Consider the following 17,686-nt stretch of genomic DNA (forward strand, 5'->3'; position numbering starts at 1 on the left):
TATCGCATCTATTCATTGTACAACGCTATTGGCTCCACCCATTCGACAGCACCTCGGCTTGCTTGAGTATCAACTCAACGGCTTCAACGGCTTTATCAGGTGGATACTTGTAGCGTTGCAGGGTGCGCCGTACCAGAATACGCAGCTTCGCACGCACGCTTTCACGTACCTGCCAGTCAACGGTGGTGGAGTTGCGAAGCTTCTCGGTAATCTCTACCGCAATCTTTTTCAGGGTCTCGTCGCCCAGCTCGCGGACAGCACTTTCGTTATTGGCCAACGCATCGTAGAAGGCGACCTCATCTGGGTTCAGGCCCAGTGCCGCGTCGCGCTCCAGTTCCGCTTGGAACTGCTTGGCCATGGCGATCAGCTCTTCGATCACCTGCGCAGTCTCAATGCCCCGGTTGTTGTACTTACGTAGCGTTTCCTGCAAGCGGTCCGCGTACTTCTTCTCTTGTACAACGTTGCTGCGGGTCTTGGCCTTGATGCCGTCCTTCAGCAGTTTTTCCAGCAACTCGACCGCGAAGTTTCTGTAGGGCATTTGGCGGACGTCTTCGAGAAACTCGTCGGATAGCAGGCCGATGTTGGGCTTGTCGAGGCCACACAGAGCGAACACGTCGGTGACGCCTTCGGAGACCAACGCGTTGTCCAGAATCTGCTTGAGGGCCGTGTTCTTCTCGTCCTCAGTGAGCTTGCGGTCGACGCTGGTGAACTTGGTGATGGCGGCCTTCACGGCTGACAGGAAGGCGATCTCTTTGTGCAGGTCGCGAGCTTCATCGAGCGTGCTGCACAGTGAGTAGGCCTTATTCATGGCCAGTACCGTGTCGAGGAAACGCTTTTTGCCATCCTCCAGACCCAGTATGTGGTTGGCAGCCGGTACCAGTAGCTTGTTGGGGTTGTCTTCAAAGCCGCTGTAGTCGTAGCCTTCGCTGTTCGGGCCTTTAGCGAACATACCGTGAATGATATCGAGCTTCTCCAACAAGACGGCGTAGGCCTCTTCCGCGCTGTGAGTGGGCGCGCCTTTGCCTTTGGCATCGGTGTAGGTTTTCATTGCCTGCTGTAACTCGTTGGCAATGCCGATGTAATCGACCACCAAGCCGCCCGGCTTGTTCTTGAACACGCGGTTCACTCGGGCAATGGCCTGCATCAAGTTGTGGCCCTTCATGGGCTTGTCGACGTACATGGTGTGGCAGCAGGGGGCGTCGAAACCGGTCAACCACATATCCCGCACGATCACTAGCTTGAGCGGGTCGTCGGCGTCCTTGAAGCGTTTCTCCAGCCGCTTCTTGGTCTGCTTGTTGTAGATATGCGGTTGCAGCAGCAGTTTATCCGACGCGGAGCCGGTCATCACAACTTTGATAGCTCCCTTTTCTGTATCAGTGTCATGCCACTCAGGCCGAAGGGCGGTGATTTCGTTGTACAAATGGGCACAAATCTCCCGGCTCATGGCCACGATCATGGCTTTGCCTTCGATGGACGCACTGCGCGTCTCGAAGTGGTTGACTAGATCAACGGCCACCTCTTTCAAACGCGGGCCGGAGCCAACGAGCTTTTCCAGCTGGCTCCACTGCCCTTTGGCGCGTTCGCGCGAGCCGACGTCTTCCTCGTCTTCGAATACCTCTTCGACTTGATCTGACAGCGCTTCGATATCTTCGCGATTGATGTCCAGCTTGGCCAAGCGCGACTCGTAGTAAATCGGCACTGTTGCACCGTCATCGACGGCGTCCTGAATGTCGTAGACCGAGACGTAGTCGCCGAATACCGCACGGGTGTCCTTGTCTTCACTTGCAATGGGCGTGCCGGTAAAGCCGATGAACGATGCGTTCGGCACGGCATCACGCATATGTTTGGCGTAGCCGAACTTGTAGCTACCGTCTTTTTTGAGCGTCGCCTTCAAGCCGTACTGGCTGCGGTGGGCTTCGTCGGAGATCACGACGATGTTATGACGGTCGTTGAGAACGGGATGTGTCGTTTCCCCTTCCAAAGGCGCAAACTTCTGCACTGTAGTGAAAATGATACCGCCTGACTCACGCTCAGCGAGCAATTGACGTAGCTCGTCCCGGCCGTGGGCTTGAACAGGATCTTGCTTCAGTAGTTCTTTGGCATTGCTGAACGTGGCGAAGAGCTGGCCATCGAGGTCATTTCTGTCCGTAACGATCAGCAACGTCGGGTTGTGCATTTCCGGCTGCTGCAGCAGTTTGCCCGCGTAGCAGCACATAGAGATGCTCTTGCCGGAGCCTTGGGTATGCCAGACGACCCCAGCTTTCTTGCTGCCCGGCTTCACCTCATCGCCATAAGTGGCGCGTCTTTCGCCCTGCGTGTTCTCCATCGGCGCTTGTGCCGCGATCACCGTGGCGTGCACGGCTTCACGCACGGCATGGAACTGGTGGTACCCGGCGATTTTCTTAATAAGTAGATCAGCGTCGGTCTCAAACAGCACGAAGTAACGGATGTAATCCAGCAGCCGCTCGCGGTCGAAAAAGCCACGTACCGCGATCTCCATTTCCATCTCTAACAGCGGCCTGTCGTCTTCATGCTGGATGGTGCGCCATGGCATGTAGCGCTCTTGGTTGGCGGTGAGCGAGCCTAAGCGCGCGTTGTAGCCGTCGCTGATCACGATAGCTTCGTTGTACACGAACAGCTCGCTGACCTCGTGCTTGTAGGTCTGAATCTGGTTGTAGGCATCCCAGATGCTGACGTTTTCGGCGTTGGGGCTTTTGAGCTCCACCACCGCGATAGGCAAGCCGTTAATGAAGCACACGACGTCAGGTCGCCTGAGTTGTTTGGTGCCTTCAATGGTGAACTGATTGACTGCGCGGAAGCGGTTTTCACCAATATGGGTGAAGTCGATCAAAAATGCCCGGTCGTGCACCTCGTCATCGCCGTCTTTGTACTTCACCGGCACGCCATCAAGCAGCAAGCGGTGGAAGGCGCGATTGCTAATGGTGAGGTCGAGGCTTTCGAGTTTGCTAACCTGAGCGACCACCTGTTCCAGTGCATCCTCGGGTAGGTGAGGGTTGATGCGCATTACGGCCTGCTCGATGTCGCCTAACAGCAGCACCTGCCGGTAGTCGCGGCGCTCCGGCTTCGCGCCGTCAGGGGCAATGTCCGGCCCGTTGGTCACGTCCCAGCCGTTATCGGCGAACCATTCGAGGCACGCCTGCTCCAGTTGATCCTCGGTCATTCCTTGCTCCCTGTTCCGTTACTACCGCCTTCAGCACTGGTTATATCTATCATTTGATATGCCATGAGGCGGCGTTATATTAGGCGGCAATATGCCCGGCGCCTCTTCACAGTCTCCTGTGTACGCGCCGGTTCTTGTTTTTGCCCCTTAGCGTTCTTTGCATCCCAGTGATACTTGTACGCTGGCTTTAATGAGCACGGCATGAAGACGTATAGCGATGACGCGCCATCGCTACAAAAAACTCAAAATCATTAACAAGAGCGGGCCCCTCAATGTAAATATCCTGATGCTGTAAACTAGAAGGCGTTATCAGACGATCAAGCGTTGCAATAACAGCCGACAGCAACTCGTTTATAAAATCGGATTCAGTTGAGCCACAGCTGCGCAATTCATCCATTGTCTTCTTTGCTAATTCGCAAGCATCCATCAGCACAGGCGCTACAGCATATGCTTCATCCAATGTTTGAGAGTTGCACAATGAATCGAGGGCTTTATAAAGTCCCAGCGTATCGTCTTGGGACGGGTTTTTGGCTTCAGCAATCATACCAATGCGCGGATCATCCATCACAAGGAAGGGCAAATCCATTTCATGGAGCAGCTCCGTTGCAAGCCTAATGCCCCAATAAAAATCGGTGATATTACGTATCCCGCGACAGCGCGCTTCTTCCAATACCTGCCGTGCTTCGTTTGTTTGTTCTACTTCCCGACGATCCACCATGTGCTGGAGGTCGCATGAAGCTAGCAGTTTTGAGTCATTGATTCCCAGCAGCAACTGGTGAATCTGAAACTCATCCCCATCATCAAGGTCTGGCTCGATCAGGAATTTGGCCATCTGAGCGACTTGCTGCAAAAAAGCTAAACGCTTTTCACGCTGTTTTTTTGGCGCAAAAAGTACGTTAAGTGCCGCACAGTTGGTGATTGGCCCGCGAAACCCAGAACCACGGTGGTAACACTCATGCGCAGGCAAGGGAAATTCTCGATGGATAGCTGTCAGCAGCTCGATATTCATGCTATCCACTGCACGTGAAAAAAGGCAGCTGTCATCGTTACTGACGGTGTCTACTGTACGGGTAGTGGACAACATTTTCTGAAAGAGCGCTTTATCTTGCAGGAAAGCAAGCTCAAGCGGCGTGATGTAATGGCTCTCATGCATATGTTCTGGATAATCAATGCCATGTAGCTGCATAGCCTCTGCGTCAATGGTTGCCCCTTCATCAACCAGCCGCTCAGCACCACTCAGGTTTCCATTCAGCAGGGCCTCTGTTAAAGCGCTTCCAGTTGCGCCTACATGGCCCCCGTGCTCCAGCCACTCAAAATGTTGACTGATACTGTAACCATGCTCTTTGCAGTAGCGTATGGCTGTATCCAAAGCCTCAAGGTTTCCTGATGCAGCCGCTGCATGCAGAGGCGAGTAGTCACAACTCCTCCAATAGAAGCTGTCCAATTGTTCCTTGAAACGCTGTGCATTATCGCAGTGAAAATCCTCGTGCATGAAACCCTCTTTTGGAAATTATCAGTCAGGTATTTACTGTTACTGCCAACTCATGTTCGAGGTCGGTAAAGCCCAGCTCGCCGAAGCGCTTGGCTTCCAGCGGTGCGATGCGGTTTTGGGCGGGGTCGATTTTATACATGAGCCACGCCCCGTGGTTCGGCTTGCGTCTCGTTGACGTCTGGCAGCGTCAGCTCGCCGGAAAGTAGCTTGGGAAGCAAGGTGTCGCGCAGCTCGCTGAGTGCGCGGGACCCGCGAACGTTGGACTCTATCGCTGAATAGAACGGTACGACATGCTGGGAGTAGGCTTTGACCACATCAGCGGAAGGCACTAACAGCGGAATGACTTTAAAATTTTTCTTGCTGATTTCCGCGAACGTGGTGCCACTAGCCATGCCTTTGATCTCAGGCATGAAAGCGGCGCACCACTGAATAACAAACTCCGGTGATAGGCGATGCTCGCACTTCATGGCAATGTAGCCTTGATTAACCGCTAAAGGCGTTTTTGCCAGTGCCAAATAGCCGACAGGGGCACGAGAGGACATCAGTACGGTACCGACCGGTAACAGCCCTGAACTAATTTTGGCGAGTCCTACCGAGGTAATCTTGCGTTCGGTATCAATCAGCACCTTGTTGGGCAAGTTCGACAGGTCTTTGGGGGTAGTCCAATGAATGTGGCCACCCTCCCAAAACTCAGGCTTTTTGGTTGATGGAGTGCCGCCGCCAACAACCGTTACCTCATCGCCAATCTGGCTGACTTCCCACCCCTCCGGTATCTCGCCCAGCTCGCTGTCCTGCTTCGCTGAGGGGAAAAGCTCGGCGGTATCACGCAGCTCGGCATAATGCTCAGGCTGCTCGTCGCTCAACGCGTCCAGCTGATCCGCCGTTTTGCCCGACACCGCCTCCATGGCGGCAAGTAGCGCGTCCTCATCGCTGCCACCCGCTTCCAACGCTGCGACCTTGGCCTTCACCGGCTCGAAGTCGACGAACCAGCTTTTGAAGAGGGCTTGAGCCATCTGTTCGAGGGTGTGGTTGATGCGGTGGTTGAGCTGGATTTTATCGTCGACGGATTTCAATACCGAGGCTATGACACCTTGCTCTTGCAGGGGAGGAATAGGTAGCAGTACCTTCCGTAATTCGCTCTGCTTGATTCCCTTAACGGTAGAGCCGGATGATCTCGATTCCAGCTGTCCTTGAACATAACTACCTTGCATCACATATCGCAGGTAGTCATTGAGCAGCAAGCCTCTGGCTCCTCTAAGAGTGACGATTCTCTGTGCAAGCGCAACATTAGCATCTGTCAACTGGGCAACTTCCCCAAGTGGAGCTTCAGTGGTTACAACAATGTCTCCGGCTTCAGGTAAGCCACGAACCATCCATGATTCGTAATCATCCTCCGCTATATACTCGGCCGCAGGTAACAAGGTGCCACCTTTGACTATTTTCGCGGTAACTAAAGGGATTCCACCATCTGTCTTTTTAGGCGTCTTACCACGGTAATCAATGAGGGCATCAACTGCCTCAGTTAACGGCATGATTTGCCAGTGATCAGGGAAAGGATTAGAGCTCATACCCCAGCCCCCCAAGGTTGCGCTTAATCTCCGTTTCCAGCCGGTCGCTCTCGTCAAACTGCCCACGAAGCTGCTCGGTCAGGCTTGCCATTTTTTCGGCGAAGGGTACTCCGTCGTCTTCCACGTCTTCCGCACCCACGTAGCGCCCCGGTGTCAGCACGAAGTCGTGCTTCTGGAGGTCAGCGAGAGTAGCGGACTTACAGAACCCGGCGACATCTTCGTAGTTTTCCTCGCGCTGCCATACGTGGAAGGTGTCCGCGATCTTAGCGATGTCGTCAGCGGTGAAGTCACGCAGTACGCGATCCTTCATGTAGCCCAGTTGGCGAGCGTCGATAAACAGTATTTCGCCCTTGCGCGAGCGCTTTTTCACGCCGTTGGGCGATAGCCCGCCGGTCTTGTCCTTGGTCAGGAACCAGATGCACGCGGGGATTTGCGTGTTGGTAAATAGCTGGCCCGGTAGCGCAACCATGCACTCCACCAGATCCTCTTCCACCAGCCGCTTGCGAATTTCGCCTTCGTTGTTGGTGTTAGAGCTCATGGAGCCGTTGGCGAGCAGCAGTGCCATGCTGCCCGCTGGGCGAAGGTGGTACAGCATGTGCTGCAGCCACGCGAAGTTGGCGTTGCCTTTAGGTGGCGTGCCGTACTTCCAGCGCGCATCGTCAGCGAGCGATTCGCTCCACCAGTCCTTCATGTTGAACGGCGGGTTGGCCATCACAAAGTCAGCGCGCAGGTCGGGATGCTGGTCGTTGAGGAAGGTATCAGCGTTCTTGTTGCCGAAGTTGAAGTCGAGCCCTCGAATGGCCATGTTCATGGCCGCCAAACGCCACGTGGTGGGGTTTGACTCCTGCCCGTAAACCGAGATGTGCTTGCGCTGCTCAGCAGCGTCGTAGTGCCATTCCTTGGCATGCTCCTCAATGAACTTGTCATTGGATACGAAAAACCCCCCGGAGCCCATGGCCGGGTCATACACTCGCCCGCTGTAGGGTTCCAGCATTTCCACGATCAGCGAGACTATGCTTTTCGGAGTGTAATACTGCCCACCCTGTTTGCCTTCGGCCAAGGCGAACTGCCCGAGGAAGTACTCGTAGACGTGGCCAAGAATGTCCTTGCTCTGCAGGCTGAGCTTTTGCCCCTCATACTCAGGCGTGGAGAACGAGGTGTTGGAGAACGAGTTGATCAGACCGATCAGCTTGTCATCCTCGACCTGAAAACGGCTGATGCTGTTCAAGATGCCTTTGAGCTTGGGGTTGGAACTCTCGATTGCCTCAAGCGCATTGTCGATCAACCACGACACCGAGCGCAGCTTCACGTCATTGCCGTTGGCGTCCTGCCACAGCAAGGAGCCGGTAGGCAGCGCCACCTTCGATTTGATCGTGTTCCAGCGAGCTTCCTTGGGCACCCAGAACACGTTGGCTTCGCGGTAGTAGTCAAGAACCTCAAGCTCTTCTTCCAGCGCCTGTTGGTACTCGCCGTCGCTGTTAAAATCTTCACGCGGCAGGTAATAGATATTGTCGTCGTTGTCCTGCTGAAACAGCTCGCGTAGCTCACGCTGTCGTTCCTCAAAGGCGTCAGAGACGTACTTCAGGAAGATCAGCCCCAGTACCACGTGCTTGTAGTTAGCCGCGTCGAGATTGGCTCTGAGCTTGTCCGCCGCCTTCCAGAGCTTGTCATCCAGCTCCTTAAGAAATTGCTGTTCCGTGGTGTTCATACCGCCCTCTAATCCTATTGCTTGCGCACATTGCGCAGTGCTTAGCTGTCGTGCAGCAGGGTAGCGCTGATTAGACCCAATAGGAAATACGTCGCAGGTTATATGGGGTATAAGTGGGAGGTGCAAATTCTGAGCAAGCGCGCGTGAGAAGGGGGTAAAAAGGCGCTGTGAGCGGAGAAGGGGGTATAAGGCTGCCATTGCACAGTTAGCCTGAAAGCGGTCTTAGGAGGGTGGGGGGAGAGGTAGGAGACGCTGCGGTGTTAGGGGTGGGAGTGTCGGTAGCTTTCGGCCCCCCATAGTAGAGCGAGGGCCGAAGCGGAGCACCACGTGCTCCATCATGCGTCAATCGTGTTTCCACACCGCCACTTTCTCATAGTGTTTCACACGGCTAAGAGCGTCGCCGAAGTCAATTTTACAGATGGCGTGATAGAGCTTTCTTAGCGCAGCCGATTTCCTGTAAGTGCTACGATTTGTGTCTTCATGACTGTGACCGACGATGTCACGATTGACGTCAGGATGGACATCACACTCCTCTAGAGCATTGATAAACGTGTGACGGAAGCTATGAAAATCCTTCTTGGCGCCGGTTGATTCCAAGCGGATCTGTTTTCTGAAGCGTTGGAACCACTTGGAGACGTAGACACCTGCATCGCCATCCGTCCCCGGTTTGAGGGTGAATAACGTGGCTTTGCCGCTTTCAATCGCCTCGTTGACAAAATTACGGAAACCGAGCTGCAGCAAATGAGGGTGAATGGGCACATGGCGCCGACTGGTGGTCGTCTTCAGCGACTTCTTGAAGCCGAGCTGTTTCATAGCGCTGGAGGTTTCGTCGTTGATGTCCAGATAGAGGATATCGGTTTCATCGTCCATCTTGACGTCTTCCGGCGCTAGCTGACATAGCTCGCGTAGGCGGCAGCCGGTATAGAGAGCAAGCAGGGGAATCCAGAAGTAATAATCATGCTTGTGGTTGTGCTGCGTAAATTTTTCGTCGCTGAAGATCCGGTGCAAGTCGGCTTTGTTAAACACGGCACGGAGTTCGCTGGCCTTTTTACCGGACTTATCGCCCAGCTTGTCGAGGTTAGGTAGGCTGGTGAGCTGCTTGTTGCTTAGCCACCGATAGAAAGAGTTCAGGCGTGTCAAGTGGTTATTGATGGTCGTCCGGCTCATGAGGTGCTCTTTAGGCACGTTCATTCCCAGCAACTGCGCAACGCTCCTGCCCTTAAAATCGACTTTTTTCGACCGGTTGGAGGGAAGCTTCATCAGTGCATCACGAAAGCTGGTGTGCTCTGTTAGCGTGATCTGCTGTAGCGGCTTATCAACGCCGAGGTACTCGATGTAGAGGCCTTTCGTGTCTTGGTAGTCCGCAATCGTCGCGTCGCTCCAGCCACGGTTGCGCTTATCCGTGCAGTAAGAGAAGTATTCATCAAAGAGGGTGGAGATGAGTTTCTCGCTGTTGGAGTTTCCTGACCCGAGTGAGCTGAATGCGGTTGCAATGCCTACATCAGCCGTGTCTAACGACGGGGTCTGCGTGGCGCTATTAAGCAGTCCTGACTGCTGGAGTAGTGCTAAGGTCTGCTTGATCTGCTCCATCTCTTTTGCGGAGTCGTCGCCAAAGTCGCTGGTGAATTCGTAGTCACCCATCTTGATGCTGGTGTAACCCCGCCGCCCACGGTCTTCAAAATCTTTATCGTGACTGTTCACATTATGCGCCCCTTGTCGCAGCTGATGCAGATGAAGGAAAACAAAAGCGGCGATCATACTGGCACGTGACGTAGCGAGCAAAGGATCTTTGGTTTTGGTAGAGACCTTGATCTCACGCTGCTGAAAAAAGGCGGAAAGGTCCTGCGGCACACGAATTCTGAAGTAATAGATGTCGTTGCGCTTGACGAGATAGCGAGGGGGCATGTGTACCACCTGTGTACCAAAAACGTGTACCACAGGCTGCACGAAGTAAGTATACTGCCGAGCTGGGTTCAGCAAGCTACTGAATTGCGGGAAAATACGGGGAAAAGTGGTCGGAATAGCAGGATTCGAACCTACGACCTCTGCCTCCCGAAGGCAGCGCTCTACCAAGCTGAGCTATATTCCGAAGGTTGCCGGGCTGTGTTTATCTGTGCCCAACAACGGAGGTGGATGATACTTAGCCGTGTGGGTTTTTTCAAGCTCTAGCGGCATTTTCTAGCGTTGTAGCCTGCGATTGGGCGAAGTCGAGCAGCAGCGCCACAAAGGGATCGCGGTAGAGGGCTTGGGACTGCTTGAGAGCCGCGATGGCGTCGGGCACCGCCCCGGCCTTCAGGTGGCCGAGTGCCTCTATCTGAAGGCGTTGGGCGGCCTGCTCGGTCTCAAGCAGGCGGGTTAGTTCCATGCCGCAGCGGCGGCACTGCTCGCCACCCTGGTAGCGAGCACGACAGTGGGGGCAGCGTTCCATCACGACTCCAGGTAGAAGATCAGGTCAGCGAGCTCGTCGGTGGCCAGGGTCAGGGCGTTAGCATCGTCGCTTTCCAGGGCGTCCCGGACGCTTTCGATATTGTCCACCAGGTCTTCCTTGTCCTCCGGCGTGGCGTCTTCCATTAGCCGCTCGGCCTTCTCTATCAGAGCCTGGGCTTGGGTCGCTCCGCGGTGTGCCGATTGCGCCGGGACGGCCTCGCCCTCAATGAAGGAGGATAGCCGCTGCCGTGCATCGCTAAGCTCCTCCTGCTCGAAGCGGGCGGTAGCGTTGTCGATGGTGATGCGCTTTTCCAGGCCGGTACTTTTCTCCTTGGAGGAGACTTGCAGGATGCCGTTCAGATCCAGCGAGAAGGTCGTGATGATCACGTTGCCGGCGGGCACGTCACTGAGCCCTTCGATACGGAAGGAGCCGATCTCGGTGTTGTTGAGGGCATCGGGATCCTCGCCCTGATAGACCTGGACGTCAATGGTGGTCTGGCCGTCCATGACGGTGTAGAAGGTCTCGCTCTTGGTGACTGGAATGGGTGTGTTCTTGCGGATCAGCGGGATGAATGTGTAGGGGTAGGGTTCGCCGAAGCGATCCGACAAGGCGCTGGTGCCGAAGGTGTAGGGCGTGATGTCCACCAGTACGCTAGCCGTTACCGGGTGGCCGGCGATGACGGCGGCCTGGATCGCCGCCCCGCTGGCGACGCATAGGTCGGGATCCACGTCACTGCGCGGGGCAATGCCTAGCACCTCTTCAAGCCGCTGCTGAATCGCTGGCGTGCGGGTTGCGCCGCCTACCAGCAGCACTTCATCCACATCGGCCACGGTGAGGTTGGCGCCATCCAGGGCGATATGCAAGGCCTCAAGGGTTTCGTCGATAAAGGGGGTGATCATCGCCTCGTAGTCGTGGCGGTCAAGCTCCACGGATAGATGGACAGGGTGGCCATCGCGCTCAAGCAAATACTCTTCTTCGATGCGGGCGTAGGGCGCATCGCTGAGCGCAATCTTGGCCGTTTCGGCGGCGCGTCCCAGACGTGCCATGGCGGCGCGGTCGTGGCTTGGGTCAGTCCCGTGCTGTGAGATTAACTGCGCCACCAGCGACTCGACGATGCAGGTATCGAAGTCGTCGCCGCCGAGGTGGTTGTTGCCGTGACTGGCCAGCACCTCGGTAACCTCTTGGCTTAGCCGCACCACCGAGACGTCGAACGTGCCGCCCCCCAGGTCGTAGACCAGCAGGGTCTTGTCCTCGCCGTGGCCCGCTTCGTAGGCCAGGGCGGCGGCGGTGGGTTCGTTGATAATGCGTACCACCTCCAAGTCGGCTAGCTCGCCCGCATCCCGGGTAGCTTGCCGCTGGGCGTCGGAAAAATAGGCCGGTACGGTGATCACCGCCTTGCTGACGGCTTCGCCCAGGTGCTCTTCGGCTGCACGCTTGAGGCGGCGCAGAATAAGGGCGGAAATTTCCTGGGGCGTGTAGTGCTTGTCTCCCATGGCGACCTTCTGACCGTCGCCCATGCGGCGCTTGATGGAGCGCACGGTGCGTTCCGGGTAGAGCGCATGCTGGTTGCGCGCAACCTGGCCCACCAGCAAGGTGCCGTCGCTGGTCAGGCCGACCACCGACGGCAGCAGCCGGTCGCCTTCCACGGCGATGATCTGCACCTTGCCATCTTGGACGATAGCCACTTCCGAGTTGGTGGTGCCCAGGTCGATACCGATGATGTTGTCGCTCAAGGGTCTACTCCCTCACTTTAATCTGTTGACGATAACCTCAGCCGAACGTAGCAGATGGTCGTGTTGTAAGTAACCGGTGCGGAGCTCGCTGACCACCTCGCCCTCTTCCTGACCAGCCTCTCGAACCACGTCGCTTGCATGCATGGTGTGCGGGTCGAAGGGGTGGCCCACGCTGGATAGCGGGGAAACGCCGCGCCGGATGAGGATGTCATCCAGACGCGCCAGGTTCATGGCGGATCCGTCGGCCATGCCCGCCACGAAGGTGCCCGCGCCGCCACGGCGGGCGAGAAACCCCGGCCGATAGCGGCGAGCTTGGTCACGGCCGGCCTGCAAGCGATCGCGCAGTTCTAAGAGTTCGAGCAACAAGTCGCGCTCGGTCTCGCGTTGCTGTCGTTGGGTTTCTTGTTGCTGGCGCTCGAGTTCCTCGCCGAGGCGGGTATTGGTCTGGCGCAAAGTGTCGAAGAGATCCCGGAATTGGTCGAGAGCGACCTTGATTTGTCGCGATTCGAGCTTTACCTCGTTTTTGAGCGCAGCCTGCTCGGCCAGCAGCGTATACAGATCCGGCGAGTCGGTTTCCTCGCGTTCGGCAGTCTCTGCGGGTTGGGTGTCACGGGTGTCTAAATAGGCGCGAAAGCGCTCCACGAGCTGTTCCTTGGTGCCGCTGTCCATCACGATCCTCCCCGCAGCAGGGCGGCGAACTGGCTTGGGCCAGGGCGGCGCGGTTTGCCCACAGGGGCGGCCTTGTCGAGGATATCGCCCAGGGTGGGTGGTGTGGTGTCGAACAGTTCGTAGCTGAGGCGGTCGTGACGGGTGCGCAAGGTTTCATAGGCGCTGCGTAGGGCTTCGAACCGCTGTGGGTGGTGCTCTGGAGGGTAACGCTTGACGCCTGCGCGATAGGCCGCCTCAATATCGGCATCGGTGGCCGTTGGCGTTACCCCCAGCGTCAGATAAGGGTCGCTCATTAAAACAGATCCGGTTGATTAAAAGGATTATCAGCGTCTGCGGCCGTGTCATCATCCCCGGTAACCCGCTTACGCCTCGCCCGGCGTTTGGGCGCCGATTGTCGTTTAGGCCTCGGCAACGGGGGAGGAGGATCATCATCGGGTTCGTCGCTCATGATGTCGTTGAGCACTTCAAGCATGCCCTGGCGTCCCAGTTTTCGCTCGACCCGCTTGAGCTCACGCTTCATCTCATTGTCTGCCCCGATCATATCGAGGGCCTTGTCCAGCCCCACTATGGAGATAAGCATAGGCAAGACCGAGGCGTTGAGTGCTTCTCCCTCCTCTGGGAAGGGGGGCGTCGGCGGAACAGGCGAGCCTCTGAAAGGGGTGGGGAACAGCCTGTCGAGCAGCTCTATGATGCGCTGGGTATTGCGCATGTCGCCCTGTTCGTCGGCCTTGTCCAGCGCTCGCTCCAGACGCCGGATCTCCGCCTCACTGGCTTTCCACGGGGCCTCTTTATGTTTTGACTCGAAGGCATGAAAGGCGAATGCCGGGGCGTTTTTCCATTGCTTGAGCGCCGCTTGGGCGAAGGCTTGCCGGGGCGTGTCCCAGCGACAGCGACGCAGGGTCTCGCAGGCATTTTCCATGGCCTGGAACGACAGCAACAAGCGCGCCGCAGCCTTCAACGCCTTCTCGAAGTAGCGCTTGACCTCGGGCGTCAGCTTGTCCCCGCTGTCCTGGCGCTCGCTTAGCTGGGCCAGAAAGGCCTTTAGGTCGTCCGGATCCCGGGCTTTGGGCTTGGCAAGGCCCAGATCGGTGAATAGCGCCTGGGGCTTTATGCCCATCGCCGCGGCTTCCAGGGCAACGGTCAGTCGGCTGTTGAGACTGTCACCAAGACGCTGGTTAAGGGCCTTTAAGGCCGAAACGCCTGCTTGGGCATCGTTGGTGTAGATAATCAGAGCATCGACGCTATCCAGCTGGGCGCGGAAACGATTGGTTGAATCCCAGCTATGCGCCTGTTCGAGTTCCTGGCGGGCCAGATCCGGGCGTTGACTGCGCAGTTGCTTGCGCGCATGGGCGAGGTGGGCCTTGACCAGGCGTTCCCGGGCTGTCTTGTTGATCGGGTCAATGGCGAGGATGCGGCGAGCAAAGCCGGCCGCTTTCTTGAAGGCGCCCCCCGCCACAGCGGTGTCCAGGGCGGCCGTCAAGATCGCGATATTCTGGGGCCAGCGTTTCAGCGCGGGGTCCAGCAGGCGCCGCGCGTCTTTAAGCTGCTTGCCGCTCAGGTAGTAGCCAATCAGGCGAAGATAAGCCTGGGGTTCCTCCGGATCCAGATCGAGGCTTTTTTCCACCAGCTCGGCCACTTCGTGATCCAGGCTATCGGTCGGTGAAGGTGGCCGGGCGTGCGCCAGAATGTCGGCGTGTTGATCGAAGCGGCGCAGCACCAGGGCAATGCGTAGTGCCTGGTCGCTGCCGGGCGTTGGAGGGGCGGGTATTTCCAGCAGCTGAGCGAGACGTTCCCAGGAATCAAAGGTGCCCCAATCGTCGCCATGGTAACGTTCAAGCTGCCAGGCATTGATCTGCGCCACGTCTATTTCCGACAGCGGTCTATCCCCCGCTTCCAACGGCCAGTCTAGGCTCCGTGGTGCCTCGTCGATCAGCAGGCGCCGCCCTCGTCCGCGCACCCAGTCGTCGCCCAGTCGGTTGCGGTGACGGTACATAAAATGCAGTAGCACTTTGGAGGAGGGCGCGTCGCCCAACTTGCGTGCCTCTTCGAACAGCGCCAGCCGCTGGGAATCCCAGCCGCGTAAGGGCAGCGCGAGGTCCCGCGTGGCCTTGTCGACGTCGGCTAGGCGGGGAGCCAGCTCGTGTTCTGGAGCCAGCGCCAGCTCGGCAGCCTGGCGCAGCGGTGCAAAGGCTGATTCAGAAGACACTTTGGCCAGCAGGGCGGACGCCTGGGTCGAATGGTTGTGCAAGCACTGCAAAGCCTTGAGGATGTGGACGCCGTCGCGGTAGGGCGAGCGGAACGGAATGGCCGCCAGGGCTTGCTCCAGGGTCTCGTCATCGCCATCGCAATAGGCCGCCAAGGCCGTTCGCGCCGCGTTGCTGTGAATCACCACCGGATCCTCTGGCGGCAAGCCTGCAACGATCTGGGTGTCCATGCATAGACAGTAGGCCGCCAACTGGTTGCGCACCCCCGCCAATGCCTTTGGCGGCAGGCTGTCGGATGCCCGGTTGTAGAGATCGACGGCCTCTTGGATGTGACCCAGCCGCAGCAGCAGCGCTGTGTGTGCCGGGTGTAGTGGGGCGTCGGCGCCCAGTTGGTGACGATTTTCCCACATCACCAGCGCTTCCTTGAGCATGCCTTTCTCGGCGAGCGCGTCTGCCCGGCCAGCGTAGGCCTGCGCAAGACCCTCGCGCCACTTTGCCTGCGGTGCCTTTTTCATCAGCGCCTTGAAGTGGCCAATGGCGTCGCGAAAACGGCTGCGCTGCATCGCTTCCTGGGCAGCGCTTTCCAGCTCAGCAGGCGAGAGAGCGGCGGGAGACGTTTTATTGCGCGCTGAACGCTTGTTCCGTTTCTTGGACATGCTCTGACCGTGGCGATTGATTAACGATATTCAGTTAGATGCCTGAACGCGTTAAAGTTTGCGCTTTGGGCACCTGAGCTGTTCTAGATATTGCCCATTGGTTTAATCAAGCAATTTTTATGTTTGTCTGTCAACCGCTAAGCGGGCTAATTGCGCCATGCTGTCGCGGTAGGGGCTTTCAGGTAGCTGCTCAAGCTGCAAGAGCGCTTTATCGGCCATCTCTTCGGCGCGCTGGCGGGTGTAGTCAAGCGCACCGGTGGCGTAAATAATTTCCAGCACGGCGTCGAGTTGTTCAAGCCCGCCATCGCGAATTACTTGGCGAATCAGCTTGGCCTGTTCCGGCGTGCCTTGTTCCATTGCATAGATTAGCGGCAGCGTCGGCTTGCCTTCGGCTAAATCGTCGCCCACATTTTTGCCCATGGCATTGGCGTCGCCTTGGTAGTCGAGCAGGTCGTCGATCAACTGAAACGCTAAGCCGAGGTAACGGCCGTAATACTGTAACGCGTGCTCTTGTTCAGGCGTTGCATCCGCTAGCACCGCGCCACTATGGGAGGCGGCTTCAAACAGCTTGGCGGTTTTGCCCAGGATTGTCTCGAAGTAGTCCGCTTCCGAGATGCTGGGATTGCCGATATTGGTCAACTGCTGGACTTCACCTTCGGCGATGGTGCAGGTGGCGCTGGAAAGGATGGCCATAATGCGCATGGAACCCACGTCAACCATCATCTGAAACGAGCGAGCGTAAAGAAAGTCGCCAACTAGCACCGAAGGCGCATTGCCCCAGGCGTCGTTAGCGGTTTTTTTACCCCGGCGCATGTGCGACTCATCCACCACGTCATCGTGCAGCAGCGTGGAGGTGTGCATAAACTCAATCAGCGTTGCCAGCGGTATATGTTTGTCGCCGGTGTAGTGAAGGGAGCGGGCTGCTAAAAGGGCTAATAAAGGCCGCAGGCGCTTGCCGCCACTGTCGGTAATGTACTGGCCAATGGTTTCGACCAACGGCACTTTAGAGTTAAGCTGCTCGACAATTGTCCGGTTGACGGCGGCGAAGTCATCGGCCACCACGGCGTGCAGCGGTGAGGGCGTTGGGCTGTCAGGCTGGGTTGAGAAGACGTTGGCGGTCATGGAATCCGTTCATCGCGGCAGATGGAGGCGGTAAGAGCCGCCTTATAGTTGATGTCATGCTATGGGGCTGTCTGTTAGGCGTCAAGATACGTGCTGCGGTTACCACGCTGTCGGTGTCAGATAGCTGTCATTGGTAAATGCTTGTAGTCTTGTGGTACAAGACGATTGTCGTTATAATCCGCGGCCCACTCATCATGCTCCCTGTCAGATGGCTGCCAAAAGGGGCGCCACTCGCAGCAGGTCGATAAGAGCGTAAGGCGATGAGCGCTGCCGAAAGCGGCATTAACGACAAGTCCGGAGAGCGACATGTACGCAGTTATTAAAAGCGGTGGCAAACAGTACCGCGTTCAAGAAGGTCAAACGCTCAAGCTTGAGAAAATCGAAGTCGCCACCGGCGAAACGATCGAGTTTGACGAAGTGCTGATGGTTGCAGACGGCGATGACTTCAACATCGGTGCGCCGATGCTTAGTGGTGCTAAAGTCTCTGCCGAAGTGGTTTCCCACGGCCGTGGCGATAAAGTGACTATCATCAAGTTCCGTCGTCGTAAGCACAGCATGAAGCGTCAGGGCCACCGCCAGTGGTTCACTGAAGTCAAAATTACCGGAATTTCTGCGTAAGCGGTCAATTCCCTTAAGGAGGATTTTGCAATGGCACATAAAAAGGCAGCCGGCTCCACGCGTAACGGTCGCGATTCCGAGTCCAAACGCTTAGGTGTGAAACTCTTCGGTGGCCAATCGGCAACGGCGGGTAACATCATCGTACGTCAGCGTGGCACGCGCTTCCATGCGGGCACTGGCGTAGGTTTAGGCCGTGACCACACACTGTTCGCGCTGAGCGATGGTTTTGTGAAGTTTGAGACCAAAGGTCCGAAAAACCGCAAGTTCGTTAGCATCGTATCTGCCTAAACGGCTAACGCTGCACTCG

The 17,686-nt window shown here is 56.9% G+C and carries 13 protein-coding genes and 1 tRNA gene; 2 read left to right on the forward strand and 12 right to left on the reverse strand.

Annotated features, from left to right (window positions below; translation table 11 throughout):
- Positions 1–25 precede the first annotated feature (25 nt).
- The 12 genes from RZA33_RS14970 to ispB form a co-directional block, all read right to left on the reverse strand.
- Positions 26–3,181: a type I restriction endonuclease subunit R gene (locus tag RZA33_RS14970; RefSeq protein ID WP_317508511.1), complete on the reverse strand. Its 3,156-nt coding sequence runs from the start codon at positions 3,179–3,181 to the stop codon at positions 26–28.
- Positions 3,182–3,368: 187 nt separating this feature from the next.
- Complete coding sequence (locus RZA33_RS14975) at positions 3,369–4,673, reverse strand: hypothetical protein (protein ID WP_317508512.1); 1,305 nt, start codon at positions 4,671–4,673, stop codon at positions 3,369–3,371.
- Between the two features lie 131 nt (positions 4,674–4,804).
- Complete coding sequence (locus tag RZA33_RS14980; RefSeq protein ID WP_317508513.1) at positions 4,805–6,241, reverse strand: restriction endonuclease subunit S; 1,437 nt, start codon at positions 6,239–6,241, stop codon at positions 4,805–4,807.
- Positions 6,231–7,949, reverse strand: a complete 1,719-nt coding sequence (locus tag RZA33_RS14985; protein WP_317508514.1) for a class I SAM-dependent DNA methyltransferase — start codon at positions 7,947–7,949, stop codon at positions 6,231–6,233. The genes RZA33_RS14980 and RZA33_RS14985 overlap by 11 nt, the downstream gene beginning before the upstream one ends.
- Positions 7,950–8,291: 342 nt before the next feature.
- Positions 8,292–9,854, reverse strand: coding sequence for a site-specific integrase (locus tag RZA33_RS14990; protein ID WP_317508515.1), 1,563 nt, complete (start codon positions 9,852–9,854; stop codon positions 8,292–8,294).
- Positions 9,855–9,961: 107 nt separating this feature from the next.
- Positions 9,962–10,038: transfer RNA gene (locus tag RZA33_RS14995), tRNA-Pro, on the reverse strand.
- 69 nt (positions 10,039–10,107) lie between these two features.
- A complete protein-coding gene (locus RZA33_RS15000; protein ID WP_317508516.1) occupies positions 10,108–10,377 on the reverse strand; it encodes a hypothetical protein in 270 nt (89 codons plus the stop codon).
- Positions 10,377–12,110, reverse strand: a complete 1,734-nt coding sequence (locus RZA33_RS15005; RefSeq protein WP_317508517.1) for an Hsp70 family protein — start codon at positions 12,108–12,110, stop codon at positions 10,377–10,379. The genes RZA33_RS15000 and RZA33_RS15005 overlap by 1 nt, the downstream gene beginning before the upstream one ends.
- Positions 12,111–12,122: 12 nt before the next feature.
- Entirely contained in the window at positions 12,123–12,779 is a 657-nt protein-coding gene (locus RZA33_RS15010) for a nucleotide exchange factor GrpE (protein ID WP_317508518.1), read from the reverse strand.
- Positions 12,779–13,072 (reverse strand): J domain-containing protein, encoded by a 294-nt coding sequence (locus RZA33_RS15015; protein WP_317508519.1) that lies wholly within the window; start codon positions 13,070–13,072, stop codon positions 12,779–12,781. Before RZA33_RS15015 ends, RZA33_RS15010 begins: the two co-directional genes overlap by 1 nt.
- Positions 13,072–15,639 carry a hypothetical protein gene (locus tag RZA33_RS15020; RefSeq protein ID WP_317508520.1) on the reverse strand — a complete coding sequence of 856 codons (2,568 nt, stop codon included), beginning with the start codon at positions 15,637–15,639 and terminating at the stop codon, positions 13,072–13,074. The genes RZA33_RS15015 and RZA33_RS15020 overlap by 1 nt, the downstream gene beginning before the upstream one ends.
- A 117-nt stretch (positions 15,640–15,756) precedes the next feature.
- The gene (gene ispB / locus RZA33_RS15025) at positions 15,757–16,761 is read right to left on the reverse strand and encodes an octaprenyl diphosphate synthase (RefSeq protein WP_317508521.1); all 1,005 of its coding nucleotides are present in this window, start codon (positions 16,759–16,761) and stop codon (positions 15,757–15,759) included.
- 306 nt (positions 16,762–17,067) lie between these two features.
- Between ispB and rplU the strand changes: the two genes are divergently transcribed.
- Both rplU and rpmA read left to right on the forward strand, forming a co-directional pair.
- Positions 17,068–17,379, forward strand: a complete 312-nt coding sequence (rplU, locus tag RZA33_RS15030) for a 50S ribosomal protein L21 (RefSeq protein WP_035562544.1) — start codon at positions 17,068–17,070, stop codon at positions 17,377–17,379.
- 30 nt (positions 17,380–17,409) lie between these two features.
- Entirely contained in the window at positions 17,410–17,667 is a 258-nt protein-coding gene (gene rpmA, locus RZA33_RS15035) for a 50S ribosomal protein L27 (RefSeq protein ID WP_096276340.1), read from the forward strand.
- Positions 17,668–17,686: the final 19 nt, after the last annotated feature.

Origin of the sequence: Halovibrio sp. HP20-59 (genome assembly GCF_033052795.2) — a bacterium.
Taxonomy (GTDB): domain Bacteria; phylum Pseudomonadota; class Gammaproteobacteria; order Pseudomonadales; family Halomonadaceae; genus Vreelandella.